Origin of the sequence: Streptobacillus felis (assembly GCF_001559775.1) — a bacterium.
Lineage (GTDB): Bacteria > Fusobacteriota > Fusobacteriia > Fusobacteriales > Leptotrichiaceae > Streptobacillus > Streptobacillus felis.
On the sequence record NZ_LOHX01000307.1, the window covers coordinates 1 to 17,591 of the forward strand.

General features: G+C 25.7%; 14 protein-coding genes. All 14 read left to right on the plus strand.

Features of this window, described 5'->3' with window-relative positions; genetic code table 11:
* Positions 1–361 precede the first annotated feature (361 nt).
* The 14 genes from AYC60_RS06905 (at position 362) to AYC60_RS06970 (ending at position 17,581) form a co-directional block, all read left to right on the plus strand.
* On the plus strand, positions 362–2,554 hold the full coding sequence (locus AYC60_RS06905; RefSeq protein ID WP_067322858.1) for a RelA/SpoT family protein: 2,193 nt from the start codon (positions 362–364) through the stop codon (positions 2,552–2,554).
* Between the two features lie 11 nt (positions 2,555–2,565).
* Complete coding sequence (tgt, locus tag AYC60_RS06910; protein ID WP_067322861.1) at positions 2,566–3,729, plus strand: tRNA guanosine(34) transglycosylase Tgt; 1,164 nt, start codon at positions 2,566–2,568, stop codon at positions 3,727–3,729.
* Positions 3,729–4,913, plus strand: a complete 1,185-nt coding sequence (gene thiI / locus AYC60_RS06915) for a tRNA uracil 4-sulfurtransferase ThiI (protein WP_067322864.1) — start codon at positions 3,729–3,731, stop codon at positions 4,911–4,913. The genes tgt and thiI overlap by 1 nt, the downstream gene beginning before the upstream one ends.
* Positions 4,913–6,139, plus strand: coding sequence for a YihY/virulence factor BrkB family protein (locus AYC60_RS06920; RefSeq protein ID WP_067322867.1), 1,227 nt, complete (start codon positions 4,913–4,915; stop codon positions 6,137–6,139). The genes thiI and AYC60_RS06920 overlap by 1 nt, the downstream gene beginning before the upstream one ends.
* A gap of 4 nt (positions 6,140–6,143) precedes the next feature.
* Positions 6,144–7,220 carry a DNA recombination protein RmuC gene (locus tag AYC60_RS06925; RefSeq protein WP_067322869.1) on the plus strand — a complete coding sequence of 359 codons (1,077 nt, stop codon included), beginning with the start codon at positions 6,144–6,146 and terminating at the stop codon, positions 7,218–7,220.
* Between the two features lie 40 nt (positions 7,221–7,260).
* Positions 7,261–8,733 carry a 4-alpha-glucanotransferase gene (gene malQ / locus AYC60_RS06930; protein ID WP_330996907.1) on the plus strand — a complete coding sequence of 491 codons (1,473 nt, stop codon included), beginning with the start codon at positions 7,261–7,263 and terminating at the stop codon, positions 8,731–8,733.
* Between the two features lie 13 nt (positions 8,734–8,746).
* Positions 8,747–9,934 carry a replication-associated recombination protein A gene (locus AYC60_RS06935; RefSeq protein WP_067322873.1) on the plus strand — a complete coding sequence of 396 codons (1,188 nt, stop codon included), beginning with the start codon at positions 8,747–8,749 and terminating at the stop codon, positions 9,932–9,934.
* A gap of 1 nt (position 9,935) precedes the next feature.
* A complete protein-coding gene (locus AYC60_RS06940; protein WP_067322876.1) occupies positions 9,936–10,385 on the plus strand; it encodes a DMT family transporter in 450 nt (149 codons plus the stop codon).
* Positions 10,386–10,391: 6 nt separating this feature from the next.
* Positions 10,392–11,345 carry a tRNA dihydrouridine(20/20a) synthase DusA gene (gene dusA, locus AYC60_RS06945; protein ID WP_067322879.1) on the plus strand — a complete coding sequence of 318 codons (954 nt, stop codon included), beginning with the start codon at positions 10,392–10,394 and terminating at the stop codon, positions 11,343–11,345.
* 35 nt (positions 11,346–11,380) lie between these two features.
* Positions 11,381–12,715 carry a H2O-forming NADH oxidase gene (gene nox / locus AYC60_RS06950; protein WP_067322881.1) on the plus strand — a complete coding sequence of 445 codons (1,335 nt, stop codon included), beginning with the start codon at positions 11,381–11,383 and terminating at the stop codon, positions 12,713–12,715.
* A gap of 19 nt (positions 12,716–12,734) precedes the next feature.
* Positions 12,735–13,052, plus strand: coding sequence for a thioredoxin (trxA, locus tag AYC60_RS06955; RefSeq protein WP_067322884.1), 318 nt, complete (start codon positions 12,735–12,737; stop codon positions 13,050–13,052).
* Positions 13,053–13,158: 106 nt separating this feature from the next.
* The gene (locus AYC60_RS06960; protein ID WP_067322887.1) at positions 13,159–15,327 is read left to right on the plus strand and encodes a heavy metal translocating P-type ATPase; all 2,169 of its coding nucleotides are present in this window, start codon (positions 13,159–13,161) and stop codon (positions 15,325–15,327) included.
* A 9-nt stretch (positions 15,328–15,336) separates the two neighbouring features.
* The gene (locus AYC60_RS06965) at positions 15,337–16,218 is read left to right on the plus strand and encodes an alpha/beta fold hydrolase (protein ID WP_067322890.1); all 882 of its coding nucleotides are present in this window, start codon (positions 15,337–15,339) and stop codon (positions 16,216–16,218) included.
* Positions 16,208–17,581: an NADP-dependent glyceraldehyde-3-phosphate dehydrogenase gene (locus AYC60_RS06970; RefSeq protein ID WP_082762597.1), complete on the plus strand. Its 1,374-nt coding sequence runs from the start codon at positions 16,208–16,210 to the stop codon at positions 17,579–17,581. Before AYC60_RS06965 ends, AYC60_RS06970 begins: the two co-directional genes overlap by 11 nt.
* Positions 17,582–17,591 lie beyond the last annotated feature (10 nt).

Here is a 17,591-nt window from a genome sequence, read left to right on the forward strand (position 1 = left end):
TAAAACATTACAAAAAAATTTTTTGTTTGTAGTTGTTGGATTTGAAACAAACTTAGTTATATTTAGCATATTAACTTGTTTTAATTCGTGTTCTATTATTACTCTATCAACATAATTTAAATGTTTGTAATTTAGCTCTTTATTATTTTCTATTTTTGTGTTATTATTAGTCATGGGTATACAGTTCCTTTCAATTAATTTAGTCGTTTATGATTGTACTGTATATCCAATTTTTTTCAAGTTATTTTTGGACACTTACTATTTTAATTTAGGTTTTTTCAGTATTTTTTTTTATTGTTTGCATTAGCAAAAAAAAAATGGTAAAATTTAGTATTAGAATACATATTTAGGGGAGATTTTTATGGCTAATATTACTGGAAGAGAAGTATTTCAAAGATTAAAAAATGATATTATTGAAAATCATAAAGAACTTGATATAGAAAGAATAGAAGAGGCTTATGTTTTAGCAGAAGAATCACACAGAGATCAAAAAAGAAAAAGTGGTGAAGAATATATTGTTCACCCACTTGAAGTTGCAGAAATATTATTAGCGCTTAGAATGGATACAGATACTATAGTTGCTGGTATATTACACGATGTTGTTGAAGATACTTTAATTACTCTTTCAGATATTGAATATAGTTTTGGTAAAGATGTAGCAATGTTAATTGATGGAGTTACAAAATTAAGAAATTTACCTAAAAAAGAAGGTAAACAAATTGAAAATGTACGTAAAATGGTAGTTGCTATGTCTGAAGATGTTAGAGTTGTAATAATTAAATTAGCTGATAGATTACATAATATGAGAACATTAAAATTTCAAACACCAGAGAAGCAGATTGAAAAATCTAAAGAAACTATGGATATATTTGCCCCTATAGCTCATAGAATTGGTATGGGAAAAATAAAATCAGAATTAGAAGATATATCTTTTTATTATTTAAATCAAAAAGGATACCAAGAAATTAAAGGTTTAGTTAATGCTAAAAAGGAAGAAAGACAAAGATATATAAAAAAAATAATTGAAATTATTGAAAATGAACTTAAAAAATCTAGCATTGATGCAACAGTTAATGGTAGAACTAAACATTTATATAGCATCTATAAAAAAATGTATGAAAAAAACAAACAATTTAAAGAATTGATGGATTTAACAGCGATAAGAGTCTTAACTAAAAAGGAAGTGGATTGTTATGCAGTATTAGGTTTAATTCATTCAATATTTACACCAGTACCTGGTAGATTTAAAGACTATATTGCTGTACCTAAAGCTAATGGATATCAATCTATACATACAACTGTTAGAGGTCTAGAGAATCAAATTATTGAAATACAGATTAGAACTGAAGAAATGCATCAGATTGCAGAAGAAGGAGTTGCTGCACACTGGATGTATAAAGAAAAAAAATCAAAAGATAAAAATGAAAAATATTATGCAGCAGTTAAGAAGATAATTGAAAATAGTATTGAAGGAGTAAATAATACAGTCCAAGAAGAAACTTTTGCAAAAGAAGTAACAGAACAAATTTTAAAGAAAACAATATTTGTTTTCACTCCTAAAGGTGATGTTGTTGAATTAACAGCTGGATCAACTGTATTAGATTTTGCATTCCAGGTCCACACTCAAATAGGATACAGAACTATAGGTGCAAAAGTAAATGATAGAATTGTTACTTTAGATTATGTTGTTGAAAATGGTGATAAGATTGAGATACTTACATCAAAAACAGCTAAAGGACCAGGAAATGATTGGATAAATATAGTTAATAATCAAAGTTCTAAATCAAAGATTAGAAAATGGTTTAAAGATATGGAATTTGAAATTAAATCTAAAGAAGGAGAAATTCTAATAAATGAAGAATTTAATAAAATAGGTTTAAAATTCAAAGACTTTGAAGATGATGATAGAGTTTTACTATATATGAAGAAATTTAATATAATGAATATAGAACAACTTTATTATAAATTTGCTAATAACGAATTAAACTTAGAACATTTTATTGCTAAATTTGAAAAGAAAACAGAAGTAAGTATAGAACAAGCAATAGAAGAAGAAACAGCAAAAGGTACTCAAAAAATAAGGGAAAATAATCAAGGAATTAAAGTAAGCGGTTCTGATAATACTTTATTTAATTTTGCAAAATGTTGTGCCCCTTTACCAGGAGATAATATATCTGGATTTGTTACTAGAGGTAGAGGTATAGTAATACATAGATCTGATTGCAATAATGTATTAAAATTACTGGAACAAGAACCAGAAAGAGAAATAGAAGTATATTGGGATGAAAGTTTATTAGAAAAATCTAATGCTAAATATCAGATGTATTTTACTATAAAAACAGTAGGTAGACCAGGTTTAATGTTAGATATTATGAGATTATTAAATGAATATAAAATGGACTTAACAGGTGTAAATACAAAAGTAGTAAAAGAAAATGGAGAAAGTCTAGCATTAATACAATTAGGAGTATTAGTCAAGAAGAGAGAAGATTATGAGAAATTAAGTAAAAATCTTTTAAATATGAGAGAAATATTAGAAATAATACGTAAATAGGAAGTGAAAAAATGGAAAAACCAATTAAATATAATTTAGAAAAAAAAGATGGGAGGGCAAGAGCTGGAATAATTGAAACACCACATGGATTAATATATACACCTGTATTTATGCCAGTAGGGACTCAGGCAACAGTTAAAACTATGACTCCAGAAGAGTTGGAAGATATAGGTGCTGAAATTATTCTAGGTAACACATATCATTTATATCTTAGACCAGGTGATGAATTAATAGCTAAATTTGGATATTTACATAATTTTATGAATTGGAAAAATTCAATTTTAACTGATAGTGGAGGATTTCAAATTTTTTCACTTGGTGATTTAAGAAAGATAAAAGAAGAAGGTGCATATTTTAGATCACATCATGATGGTTCTAAACATTTTATTTCACCTGAAAAATCTATAGAAATACAAAATAATTTAGGTTCAGATATCATGATGGTTTTAGATGAATGTCCACCAGGATTATCAACTAGAGAATATTTAATACCTTCAATTGAAAGAACTACTAGATGGGCTAAAAGATGTATAGAAGCTAATAAAAATCCTGAAAAACAAGGGTTGTTTGCAATAGTTCAAGGTGGGATATATGAAGATTTAAGAGAAAAATCGTTAAATGAATTATTAGAAATGGATGAAAGTTTTTCAGGTTATGCAATAGGTGGATTAGCAGTTGGCGAACCACGTGAAGATATGTATAGAATTCTTGCGCATACAACACCTTTATTACCTGAGAGTAAACCTAGATATCTTATGGGTGTAGGTGAGCCCCTAGATATGTTAGAAGCAATTGAAAATGGAATAGATATGATGGATTGTGTACATCCGTCAAGAATAGGTAGACATGGAACTGTTTTTACAAAATATGGTAGACTTGTTATTAAAAATAAAGAGTATGAATACGATGATAGACCATTAGATGTTGCTAATAATTATGTATGTAGAAATTATACTAGAGCATATATTAGACACTTATTTAAGACTAATGAAATATTGGGTCAAAGACTTGCAACATATCAAAATATTTGGTTTTTAATTAACCTTATGAAAGATGCTAGACAAGCTATTTTAGAAGGAAGATTTAAAGAATTTAAGCAAGAATTTATTTCTAACTATAATCAGGGTAAAAATTCTGAATGGATAAAACCTAAAGATATTAGAAAGGGGGAATAATGCATATAAAAAGAGAAAATATTAATGCTATAGGACTAGGATATGGAGAATTAGCATTAAAAGGAAAAAATAGAGGTACTTTTGAAGGTAATATTAAACAAAGAATTAATAATAAGCTAATAAATTTTGATGCAAAATTAGTAAATGATCTATCAAAATTATATGTATATACAAATGAAAGTAATAATGAGAATTTAATTGGTGAATTAAAAAAAATATTTGGTATTAATAATATGAATTTTTCAGTTATGGTTGAAAGTGAAGAAAGATGTATTAAACAAAAAATAGAAGATATCTCAAATGAATTATATCAAGAAGGTGCTAGAACCTTTAAAATTGAAGTAAATAGAGCTAATAAAAAATTTGAAAAAAATTCAATGGATTTTGCAAAAGAATTAGGTGCACATGTATTAATAAATACAGAATTCACAAAAGTTTCCATGAAAAATCCAGATGTATTAATTTCTTTAGATATTAGAGAAAAAACATATATTTATACTGAAAAAATAAATACCTATGGTGGTCTACCCTTAGGTTCATCAGGAAATGGATTATCATTAATTTCAGGAGGAATAGATTCTCCGGTTGCATCATTTTTAATGGCTAAAAGAGGGTTGAAATTAGAATATGTTACTTTCCATTCTTTTCCATTTACATCTAAAAAAGCTTTAGTAAAAATAGAAGAATTAGTAAAAATATTAAGTGAATATAATGGTAAATCTAAATTTTATTCTATGAATATATTACCAATACAGCAGGCTATAAATGAAAAAACAAATAAAGAATATGCAACTATTTTAACAAGAAGAGCAATGATGAGACTTTCGGAAATGTTAGTTAAAAAAAATAATTTAAAAGCTTTAGTAACTGGAGAAAGTTTAGGTCAAGTTGCCTCTCAAACTTTAGAAGGGCTAAACTGTACATCAAATGCTGTTGAAAAAACAGTGGTATTTAGACCATTAATTAGTATAGATAAAATAGAAATTATAGAAAAAGCAAAAGAAATTGGTACTTATGAAAAATCAATAGAACCACACGATGATTCTTGTGCAATGTTTGCACCAAAACATCCAAATACAAAACCTAGCATTGAAAAAATATTAATAGAAGAATCAAAAATTGAAAACTATGATGAAATATTACTTGAAATTTTTAATAATAAGAAAATGGTGTTAGTTAAGTAATGTTAAAAAAATACAATAAAGATAAAATAATTTCAATGGCTAAGATTTATTTTAAAAAATATTTTTCTAAGGATCTTTCATTATTAGCATCTAACCTAACATATATGATGATTTTAACAATATTTCCTTTTTTTGCAATAATATTAGGTGTTGCAAAAGGTTTTGGGTTAGATGAGAAACTTATACTACAAATAAAGACTTTTATTCCACAAAATGAAGAAGTTTTATCATATGTTTTAGAAACTACAAATAATCTAATTGATAATGCTAGAGGTGGGATACTTACTGGTTTGGGTATAGCAATTTTAATATTTTCTGTAATAAGTATGTTTGATTTACTTGAAACAACTTTTAATAATATTTGGGATGTAAGAAAGAAAAGAAATATTTCTTCTAAATTTATTACTTATATTGCTGTAATATTTTTAGCACCAATATTTATATTATTAATACTTGCAAGTAGTTCTATGTTAGTTGATTTTATTAAGTCATTTACTGAAATATCTAATCTAACAAAATATATTTTAAAGATATTTAATATGTTATTTAGAATATCATTTATTTCAGCTCTATTTATATTAATTCCAAATAAAAGAGTAAAATTTTTACCAGCAGTTATTGGAGCTACAATTTCTGATATAGGATTAAATATATTATATAGCATATACATATATTTACAGTTTTCAATAAGTAGATACAATTTAATATATGGTTCATTAGCATTTATTCCAATATTTTTAATTTGGATGAAATATGCTTGGACTATAATTTTAATAGGTTCACAAATTACATATACTATACAAACTTCAAATGAATTAGTGGAAGAAAAATTTGAAATTTCACTTTCTATGAAAAAAAAGATAGGAATATATATTTTACACATTTTATCAAAAAGATTTAATAATATGGAAAAACCTATTAATATGAAACAATTAGTTGAATATACTGGGATTTCAGAAAAAGCACTAAATAGATGTATAAGTATGCTTGAAGAATACGGATTAATAAATGAAGTTTTAGATGAAAATAAGGAAGTAGAATATTATCAGATAAATATGAATCCAAATAAATTAAGTTATGAAATGTTTAATGCTATTATTGAAAATGATATTATAGATGATAAATTTATATTAGAACAAATGACAGTTGAAAGAAGAAAAGAATTTGATGAGATTGTTGATCAACTTAAATATAAAAATGATAAATTGATAATAGAGAATAGGTGATGATATGTTACAAGTAATTTTAGTATTGCTAATAGCTCTAATATTTTTATTGATATACCTTATATATATTACTATCTCAAGTAAAAAAAATGATGAGTTTAAAGATATGAAGTTTGAAATTATAGAAAAACTTATGGAAAAAAATGAAAAATCAAAAGACGATATATCAAAATTAATATATGATGATAAAATAAATGTAAAAAATGAAATTAGTGATTTTAAATCAAATATTAGAGAAAATATTACTAAGGATGTTTTAACTCTAGGAGATAAAGTTGAAAATAGGTTAAAAGATGGATTTAAAATTTCAAATGATGCTGTAAATACAGTAATACAAAGATTAGTAAAAATAGATGAAGCACAAAAAAATATAGAAAAACTATCTACTGAGGTTGTTTCTTTACAAAAAATATTATCGGACAAAAAATCGAGAGGAACATTTGGTGAATCAAGATTAGAACAAGTATTGGAATATGTATTTGGAGATAATAATCTTTATGAAAGGCAATATAAATTTTCTAATGGTAAAGTTGCTGATGCTGTAGTATTTTTAAATACTAAACTAAATAAATTAGCAATAGATTCAAAGTTTCCGTTAGAAAACTATATGCTATATATTGAAAATAAGAGTGTAGAATATAAAAAGGAATTTATTAAAGATTTAAAAAAACATATAGATGATATTTCAAGTAAATATATTATTCCAGGAGAAACGATAAATCAAGCTATAATGTTTTTACCTAGTGAATCAATTTTTATGGAAATATATAATGATTTTCCAGAAATTCTAGAATATGCATATTCTAAAAAAGTATGGATTTCATCTCAAACTAATTTGATGATATATATTACAACTATGCAATTTTCAGCTATAGAGTATAAAAAAAATGAAAATGCAAAAGAAATTTTAGCTCAATTAGATAGATTTTCAAATGAATTTACAAGATTTTATACTAGGTGGGAAAACTTAAATAAAGATTTTAAAAAATATGAAAAGGACTTTAATGATTTAAGTATTACTAGTGAAAAGATAATAAAAGAGTTTGAGAAAATAAAAAATTTAGTTGATATCAATGAATAATATGATATAATAAAATTGAATATTTAATAAGGAGATAGATATTATGAGAAAAGCAGGAATTTTACTTCATCCTACATCTTTACCTGGTAGAGAAGGTATAGGTACTTTAGGCATTGAAGCTTTTAAATTTATTGATTTTTTAAAAAAATCAAAACAAAAATTATGGCAAATATTTCCATTGGGTCCTACAGGTTATGGAGATTCTCCATATCAATGTTTTTCAGCTTTTGCTGGTAACCCATATTTAATTGATTTAGAAACTTTAGTTAAAGAAGGTTATCTTGAAAATGAAGATTTAAATGTTTATTTTGGAGATAATAAAGAAAGTATAGAATATGGATTAATTTATACTAATAAGTTACCTATTTTAAGAAAAGCTTTTACAAAGTTTGATGTTGAAAATAATGAATTTTTAAACTTTAATGTTGAAAATAATTATTGGTTAGATAATTATTCTTTATTTGCAGCTCTTAAAACATATTTTAATGGAGAATCATGGTCAAATTGGCCTAAAGAATTAAAAAATAGAGAAGAAGAATCTATTAAAGAATATAAGGTTAAATTAATAGATGAAATAAATTATCAAAAATTCTTACAATATATATTCTTTAAACAATGGAAATCTATAAAAAATTATGCTAAACAAAATGGAATAGAAATTATAGGTGATATACCAATTTTTGTATCTATGGATTCAGCAGATGCATGGTCAAATCCAGAAATTTTCTTATTTGATAAAGAAAGAAATCCTGTTAAAGTAGCAGGAGTTCCACCTGATTATTTCTCAGCTACAGGACAATTATGGGGGAATCCATTATTTGATTGGGCTAAGTTAAAAGAAACAGGATATAAATGGTGGATAGATAGAGTAAAAGCAAATCTATCTTTATATGATGTAATAAGAATAGATCATTTTAGAGGATTTGAATCTTATTGGGCAATAAATTATGGAGAAACAACAGCAATTAACGGAAAATGGGAAAAAGGTCCTGGAATAGACTTGTTTAATGAAATTAAAAAATCTTTAGGGGATATAAATATTATTGCAGAAGACTTAGGTATTTTAACAGATGAAGTTGTAGAACTAAAAGAAAGTGCTGGTTTCCCTGGTATGAAAATACTGCAATTTGCCTTTGATCAAGATCCTGAAAATGAATATTTACCACATAATTTTGAAAATAATACAGTAGTTTATACTGGTACTCATGATAATGATACAACAAATTCATGGTATTTTAAATTAACAGATGCTGAAAAAGGAGAAGTAAGAGACTATTTAAATGTAAGTGATGATTCATACATAGTTTATTCTATGATTAGACTTGCATTAAGATCTGTTGCTGATACTGCAATTATACCTATGCAAGATTATTTAAATTTGGGTGAATTTGCACGTATTAATACTCCAGGACTTGCTAGTGGTAACTGGCAATGGAGATTAAATGAATGGGCATTAAATGATGACTTAGCTGCAAATATTGCTCATTTAACTGAAATATACGGTAGAAATTAAGAAAGGAGAGCTTATGAACTTATTTAATTATGATAAAACCCCTTTAGCTTATAAATATAGGCCAAAAGATTTAAATGGATTTTATGGTCAAGATAAAATAAAAAAAATTCTATTTAATATTATAGAAAATAAGAAAATCATAAGCTCTATATTCTTTGGACCAAGTGGTACAGGTAAAACAACTTTAGCAAAAATAATTGCGGATAAACTTGATTATGAATATGTTTATTTAAATGCTATAAAGGCATCAAAAAGCGATATAATAGAAATATCTCAGAAAGCTAAAAATAGTGTCAATAAGACACTATTGTTTTTTGATGAGATACATAGATTTAATAAATTACAGCAAGATTCTTTATTAGAAGATTTAGAAAACGGGAATATAATATTAATTGGTGCAACAACAGAAAATCCATATTATTCTCTTAATAGAGCACTACTTTCAAGAGTATTATTATTTGAATTTAAGAAATTAAGTGAAGATGATATATATAAAATAATTTTAAATGTTGTAGAATCAGAAAACATTGAATATGATAAAAAAGTTCTTAAATATATTTCAATAATTTCTGATGGTGATGCTAGAACTGCAATTAATTATGTGGAAACTTTAAATCATGCTAATTTATTAAATACATGTATTGAAGAAATAACTGAGGTTTTGAATGTAAAGGTTTATGCAGATAGATATGATGCAATATCTGCAATGATAAAATCGATTAGGGGATCAGACCCTGATGCAGCAGTATATTGGATGAGTAAACTATTAGTAGGAGGAGAAGATCCTATGTATATTGCAAGAAGATTAGTAATTTTAGCTAGTGAAGATGTTGGTTTAGCTAATGTACAGGCAATAAATGTTGCAACATCATGTATGAATGCAGTAAAGGAAATTGGAATGCCTGAATCTAGGATAATACTTTCTGAATGTGCAATATATTTAGCGTTATCACCTAAAAGCAATAGTGCTTATGTTGCTGTCAATATGGCTATAGAAGATATAGAAGAAAATGGAGCACAAAGTGTACCTATACACCTAACAAAAGTAGGTGCTAAAAATTATTTATATCCACATAATTATGAAAATAATTATATTAAACAAAAATATATGAATGAAAAGAAAAAATACTATATTCCTGGAGATAATAAATTTGAAAAAAATATGGAAGAGGTATGGTTGAAAATTAAAGGAGAAAAATAAAATGGAAAAAAATATCATATATATACTACTTGCAATTTTTGCAGGTATAGTGGTTACACTTCAAGGACCTGTAAATGTTGAATTAGGCAAATCTTTAGGAAGTGATTATTGGGCTGCTTTAGCATCATTTGTTATTGGAACTATATTTTTAATATTGTTTATGGTAATAACTGGTCAAAAAGCACCAACTTTTGCACAATTTGTAAATACTTCATGGTGGAAATATTTAGGAGCTATTACTGGAGCTATATATGTTTTATCTGTAATTACTATTATTCCTGCATTAGGTGTTGGATTTGCAACTATATTACTAATGTTTTCACAACTTGTAATGGCTATGATTATAGATCATTATGGGTTATTTGGATATGCAGTAAAAACTTTTTCTTTTGAAAGAATGATAGGTGTGGCACTTATGGCTGCAGGAATATTTTTAATAAATAGGAAGTAGGTATTTATGTATAAAGTATCATTAGCACCAATGGTAGATAGAACAGACACTCATTTTAGAAATTTTATTAGAATGATAAATGAGGATATAGAATTATATACTGAAATGATTACAACACAAGCAATATTAAATGGATATAAAGAAAAAATATTAAAGAAAACATCTGAAGAAAATCCTGTTGTATTACAGATTGCAACTTCATCTTTAAATGAAAGTATTGAAGCAGCAAAGATTATTAAGTATACAGATTATAATAGTGTAAACATTAATGTTGGTTGTCCTTCAGATAGAGTTTCAGGCCATAATATGGGTGCATATTTAATGAGTGAACCTCAATTGGTAAGAGATATTGCACAAGCTGTAAAAGAATATTCTGGTAAACCTGTAAGTATAAAAAATAGAATAGGAATAGATGGAAAAGGAATTTTAGAAAATGATAGAAAAATAGTAACATATGAAGAATTATTAGATTTTATAGATATAACAAATGTAGATAAATATATAGTACATGCAAGGATAGCTATATTAAAAGGTTTAAGTCCTAAAGAAAATAGGACTATACCTCCTTTAGATTATGATATGGTTTATAGATTAAAAAAAGATAGACCTAATTTAGAAATTGAAATAAATGGTGGTATAAAAACTATTGAAGATATAGTAAATCACCATAATTATGTAGATTCTGTGATGATAGGTAGAACTTTTTATGATAATCCTATGCTTGCTAATGAAATAAATAAATTAAATGGAAAAGTAGAAATAGAAATAAAAGATATTTTGAAAAAAATGTTTCATTATGTGAAAAAAATAGAAGAAAACGGTGAAAAACCTCACCATTTTTTAAGACATACTTTAGGACTTTTCTATAATACACCATATAGTAAGTTATGGAAAAATAAAATATCACCAACTAATTCTAATAGTAATGATATTCTTGAATTTTTATCTATAATAGTGTAAAATATAGTATATATTTAAAAAAATAGGAGGAATGTATGAAAGTAGTAGTTGTAGGTGCAAATCATGCTGGGACAGCGACAATTAATACAATTTTAGGTAACTATCCAGGAACAGAAGTAGTTGTTTTTGATAAAAATAATAACATTAGTTTCTTAGGTTGTGGAATGGCTTTATGGATAGGGGATCAAATTGATGGTTCAGAAGGATTATTCTATTCAAACAAAGAAAAATTAGAATCAAATGGTGCTAAAGTATACATGGAAACTGAAGTATATGACATCGATTTTGAAAACAAAGTAGTTTATGCGAAAAGTAAATGTGGAAAAGAATTTGTAGAAAAATATGATAAAGTAATACTTTCTACAGGATCTTTACCAATTGATTTACCAATTATAGGTAAAGAATTAGAAAATGTTCAATACGTTAAATTATTCCAAAATGCAGCGGAAGTAATTGAAAAATTAAAAAATCCTGAAATTAAACATGTTACTGTAATAGGTGCAGGATATATAGGAGTAGAATTAGCTGAAGCATTTGAAAGAAAAGGTAAAAAGGTTAGATTAGTTGATTCTTCAGAAGATTGTTTATCAACATATTATGATAAAGAATTTAGAACTAGAATGAATGATAACTTAGAAAATCACGGAATTGAATTATCATTTGGTGAATGGTTAAAAGAAATTAAAGGTACAGATGGTAAAGTATCAGGAATAGTTACTGATAAAGGTGAGTATGCAACTGATATGGTAATATTATGTGCTGGATTTAGACCTAACACAGACTTATTAAAAGGTAAAGTAGAATTATTTAGAAATGGTGCATATTTAGTAGATAAAACTCAAAAAACATCTCAAGATGATGTTTATGCAATAGGAGATTGTGCTACTATTTATGATAACGCTATTGATGATGTTAACTACATTGCATTAGCAACTAACGCTGTAAGAAGTGGTATAGTAGCTGCGCATAATGTTTGTGGAACTAAATTAGAAGGAATAGGAGTTCAAGGTTCAAATGGAATTTCTATTTATGGATTAAACATGGTTTCAACTGGATTATCAGAAGAAAATGCAAAAAGACGTGGATTTGAAGTAGAAACTACTACATTTACAGATAATCAAAAACCAGAATTTATGAAAACAGAAAACGATCAAGTTACAGTAAAAATAGTTTATGATAAAAATTCAAGAAGAATTTTAGGAGCACAAATGGCTTCTACATTAGATATTTCACTTGGATTACACGTGTTCTCACTTGCAATTCAAGAAAAAGTAACTATTGATAAATTTAAATTATTAGATATTTTCTTCTTACCACACTTTAACAAACCATATAACTACTTTACTATGACGGCTTTAGGGGCAAAATAGTTATAATTAGGAGGAAAAAATGAGTAAAGTTTTACATTTAGCAGCAGCTGAACAATTAAAAGAAATATTTGAAAAAGAAAAAGTAGTTTTAGTAGACTTCTTTGCAACATGGTGTGGACCATGTAAAAGATTAGGACCAGTTTTAGATGAACTTAGTGAAGAAGCAAATTTTGCTATAGTTAAAATTGATGTAGATCAATTTCCTGAATTAGCTGGAGAATATGGAGTAAGAAGTATACCTACTTTATTCGTAGTAAAAGATGGAGAAAAAGTTGCTGCAGATTTAGGATTTAAAACAAAAGATGAATTATTTTCTTTAGTGAAAAATAATATATAATTATATAAAAGTATAATTAATTTTCTAAGGAATAGTATAGTTGTAATATATACTATTCCTTTTTTTTATGGTATAATATGGTATATATTTAAAATGAGGTGATTAAATGAAAAGACAAAAATTTAATATAACAGGTATGCATTGCACTAACTGTTCGTTAAATATAACTAAAAATATCGAAAAAAAAGATGGAATAGAAAATGTTAATATTAATTTGATTACATCTAAAATGTCTGTTATTTATGATGAAAATAAAGTAGATAATGACATGATAATTGAAACTGTAAAAAAACTAGGCTTTGGAATAGAAGTTGAAGAAAATATTAATACTCAAAATATTGAAAAAAAAGAAAAAAATTATGATATATATAAGTTAGTAATTTCTATATTTTTTTCATTAATAATTATGTATATTTCTATGGGACATATGTTAGGTTTTAAACCTGTAAAATTCTCTACTATATTACAAATATTAATTAGTAGTTTTATAATGATATTTTATTATAAATATTACATTTCTGGAATTAGATCATTGTTAAATAAAAATTCTAATATGTTAACTTTAATTTCAGTAAGCACTTTGTCTGCGTATATATACAGTATCATAAGTGTGTTGACGAAAAAGAATGATATATACTTTGAATCTATAGTAGTAATACTTACTTTGGTAAGTATAGGTAAATTTGTAGAATCAAAAATAAAAAAGAATGCTTCTGATACAATATATAAAATGATGGATTTAACTCCTAAAAAAGCAGTTATAATAAAAGGTGGAAAAGAAATATTAATAGAAGTTGAGGAATTAGAAGTAGGAGATGAAGTATTAGTTAAATCTGGTGAAATTATAGCGTGTGATGGATCAGTAATTGAAGGAAAAGGTTATGTAAATGAATCTTCAATTACTGGTGAAAGTAAATTGATAGAAAAAAATATTAATGATCAAGTTATTTCATCAAGTATTTTAGAAAAAGGATATATTATAATAAAAGTTGAAAAAGAAAATAAGGACACTGTGATATCTAAAATTATTAATTTAGTTGAAGAGGCAACCTCAAGCAAACCTCCTATATCTAAATTAGCAGATAAAATTAGTGGTATTTTAGTACCTATAATTTTTTGTATAGCTATTTTAACTTTAATTTTATCTATACTTTTTGGAGTGAAGTTATCCGATGCAATAAATAGATCTATTTCTGTTTTAGTAATATCTTGTCCATGTGCTTTAGGTATTGCAACACCTATATCTATAATGGTTGGTAGTTTAAAAGGGGCAAAAATGGGTATTTTATTTAAAAGTGCGGAGTTATTAGAGATTATTAAGGACTCAACTGTTATATTATTTGATAAAACAGGAACATTAACTAAAGGTAAACCTAAAGTTATAGATTTCATAAATTTAACAGAAAATAATGAAATATATGATTACATATATTCTATAGAAAAAAAATCTGAACATCATTTAGCTAATTCTATTGTTAATTTTTTTAATGATAAAAATTATTTGAATTTAGATATAGAAGAATTTATTCAACATGAAGGAAGAGGAATAAGTTCGAAAATTAATGGTAAAAAAATATTAATAGGTAATGTAAAAATGATGAGGGAAAATAATGTAGAATTAGATGATTACTTAGTTGATATAAAGAATTATTCTAATGAAGGAAAGACAATTATACTTGTATCTATTGATTATAAATTATCTTCATTAATTACTATAGCGGATGAGATTAGAGATGATGCAAAATTAACTATAGAAAAAATAAAAAGTTTAGGAATTAGACCGATTATGCTAACCGGAGATAATGAAGGTACAGCAAAATATGTTGGTAAAAATGTAGGTATAGATGAAATATATTACGGATTATTACCCAATGAAAAGTATAAAATACTATTAAATTTACAAAAAAATAATAAGGTAATAATGGTAGGTGATGGAATTAATGATGCACCAGCTTTAGCCAAATCTGATGTAGGAATTAGTATAGGTGGATCAACAGATATAGCTATGGAAATTTCAGATATAGTTTTAATAAGACAAAAACTAATAGATATAGTTAATGCTATTTATCTAAGTATTTCAGTAATAAAAAATATAAAAATAAGTTTATTTTGGGCATTTATATATAACTTTATTGGTGTAGCGATGGCAACAGGTATTTTTTCTAAATATGGTATTAATTTAAATCCAATGTTTGCAGCGTTTGCGATGAGTATGAGTTCAATATGTGTATTATTAAATGCAATGACACTAAATTTTTTTAAAGGAGTGAAATAGGTGTAAATAATGAAAAAAGAATATTTTGAAAGTTTTGATGGTATTCAAATTCCATATGTTTCGTATGAAAATGGTAATAAGAAAAAAGTATTAATGTTACATGGACTATACGAATATATTGATAGATATTATGAGTTTGCAACTAAATTAAATGAGGCAGGTTATGATGTTTATTTATTTGAATATAGAGGTCATGGAGAATTGAGGCAGGGAGACATTGCTGATTTTGGAGATAAGGGAATTACAGGTATATTAAATGACATAAAATTATTTATTAAACATAAATTTAACAATATTTCTAATGATAATATATTTTTAATAGGAAAAGGATTAGGAGGATTATTAAGCCTATATCTACAAGAAGATATGAAATTAAAAAATTCTGTTTTAGTATCTATGCCTATAGAAAAGAAATTTTCAATATTTATGGGTAAATTAATTACTAGTATAGAAATGAAATTTAGTATGAGAAATAGTTTTATTAATAAAGTAGTACTAAGAACACTTAATAGAGCTTTTATTAAAGAAGGAAAATCTTCTTGGTTAAATAGAGATAAAGAAGTTGTTATATCATATTTAAATGATGAAAATTATTTAAAAAAAGGTTCAGCAAGACTTTATAATAATGTGTTGTCTCTAACATCGTTTATAAAGAAAAATATTAAAAAAATAAATGAAAATGCAAATATTTTTGTTGTTTTTGGAACAAGAGATGCTTTAGTTTCAGAGACTAAATTAAAAAAATATATGCAAAAAATAAATAATGGGAAAAATAATATTAAGTTTTTAAAAGTAAAAAAGGCAAGACATGATATATTAAATGAATTAAATAAAAATGAAGTAATAAATGAAATAATAAAATATATGGATGGTATTAGTAATGGAAATTGATGTTTTATCACCAATAGACGGGAGTTTATTAGGTAGCGTTAAAAAGATGTTTAAAGAAGATGTAGATAACATTTATGTTAAATCAAGAAATAGTTTTAAATTATGGAAGGATTTATCAACTGCAAAGAGAGCAGAATATATGTATAAAGCATCTGAAATATTAGAAAAAAATAAAGAAAAAATAGCTGATATAATGAGTAAAGAAATCTCAAAACCATATAAAGATTCGATGATAGAAGTTGAAAGAACAGTTGGATTAATTAAGTATTCAGCAGAAGAAGGTATGAGAATATTCGGAGAAGTAATAGAAGGTAAAAATTACGATGATAGTTCAAAAACTAAGGTAGCTATAGTGAAAAGAGAGCCTGTTGGAGTTGTCTTAGCTATTTCACCTTTTAACTATCCAATTAATTTAGCAGCATCAAAAATAGTACCTGCATTAATTTCAGGTAATACAGTTGTATTTAAACCAGCAAGTCAAGGAGTATTATCAGGGATTGAATTAGTAAAATGTTTTGAAGAAGCAGGATTACCTGAAGGAGTATTACAAGTTGTAACAGGTAAGGGATCAGAAATTGGTGATTATTTAAATACACATAAAGAAATTGATTTTATTAATTTTACTGGAAGTACACCTATTGGAGAAAGAATAGGTATGCAAGCTAAAATGAAACCAATATTATTAGAACTTGGAGGTAAAGATGCTGCAATAGTTCTTGAAGATGCAGATTTAGATAAAGCTTCAAAAGATATAGTTAGTGGCGCTTTTTCATATTCAGGTCAAAGATGTACTGCTATAAAAAGAGTTTTGGTTATTGATAAGATAGCAGATGAATTGATATTAAAGATAAAAGAAAAAGTTTCTAAATTAAGAGTTGGTAATCCTTTTGATGATGTAGAAATTACCCCATTAATTGATGAAAAAAGTGCAATTTTTGTTGAGGATTTAATTAATGATGCAATAAGTAAAGGAGCTATAGCTTTAACAGAAATAAAAAGAGAAAAAAATTTAATTTATCCTTTACTACTTGATAAAGTAACGGAAGATATGGATATTGCATGGGTTGAACCATTTGGACCTGTTTTACCTATAATTAGAGTTAAAACAGAGGAAGAAGCACTAGAAATTGCAAATAAATCTGAATATGGTTTACAAAGTTCAATTTTTACAAACAATATAGACAAAGCATTTAAGTTTGCGAATAATTTAGAAGTAGGTACAGTACACATAAATAATAAGACTCAACGTGGTCCAGATAATTTTCCTTTTTTAGGTATAAAAAATTCTGGAGTTGGAGTACAAGGTATTAGACATAGTATACTTTCTATGACAAAAATAAAAACAATAGTAATAGACATGTAATGGAGGTAAA

What these genes read in the sequence shown, in the direction of transcription:
- AYC60_RS06925 (WP_067322869.1), top strand. Translation starts at nt 6,144, where the DNA reads ATGTTACAAGTAATTTTAGTATTGCTAATAGCTCTAATATTTTTATTG.
- trxA (WP_067322884.1), top strand. Translation starts at nt 12,735, where the DNA reads ATGAGTAAAGTTTTACATTTAGCAGCAGCTGAACAATTAAAAGAAATA.
- AYC60_RS06920 (WP_067322867.1), top strand. Translation starts at nt 4,913, where the DNA reads ATGTTAAAAAAATACAATAAAGATAAAATAATTTCAATGGCTAAGATT.
- AYC60_RS06965 (WP_067322890.1), top strand. Translation starts at nt 15,337, where the DNA reads ATGAAAAAAGAATATTTTGAAAGTTTTGATGGTATTCAAATTCCATAT.
- thiI (WP_067322864.1), top strand. Translation starts at nt 3,729, where the DNA reads ATGCATATAAAAAGAGAAAATATTAATGCTATAGGACTAGGATATGGA.
- AYC60_RS06935 (WP_067322873.1), top strand. Translation starts at nt 8,747, where the DNA reads ATGAACTTATTTAATTATGATAAAACCCCTTTAGCTTATAAATATAGG.
- tgt (WP_067322861.1), top strand. Translation starts at nt 2,566, where the DNA reads ATGGAAAAACCAATTAAATATAATTTAGAAAAAAAAGATGGGAGGGCA.
- nox (WP_067322881.1), top strand. Translation starts at nt 11,381, where the DNA reads ATGAAAGTAGTAGTTGTAGGTGCAAATCATGCTGGGACAGCGACAATT.
- dusA (WP_067322879.1), top strand. Translation starts at nt 10,392, where the DNA reads ATGTATAAAGTATCATTAGCACCAATGGTAGATAGAACAGACACTCAT.
- AYC60_RS06960 (WP_067322887.1), top strand. Translation starts at nt 13,159, where the DNA reads ATGAAAAGACAAAAATTTAATATAACAGGTATGCATTGCACTAACTGT.
- AYC60_RS06970 (WP_082762597.1), top strand. Translation starts at nt 16,208, where the DNA reads ATGGAAATTGATGTTTTATCACCAATAGACGGGAGTTTATTAGGTAGC.
- AYC60_RS06940 (WP_067322876.1), top strand. Translation starts at nt 9,936, where the DNA reads ATGGAAAAAAATATCATATATATACTACTTGCAATTTTTGCAGGTATA.
- AYC60_RS06905 (WP_067322858.1), top strand. Translation starts at nt 362, where the DNA reads ATGGCTAATATTACTGGAAGAGAAGTATTTCAAAGATTAAAAAATGAT.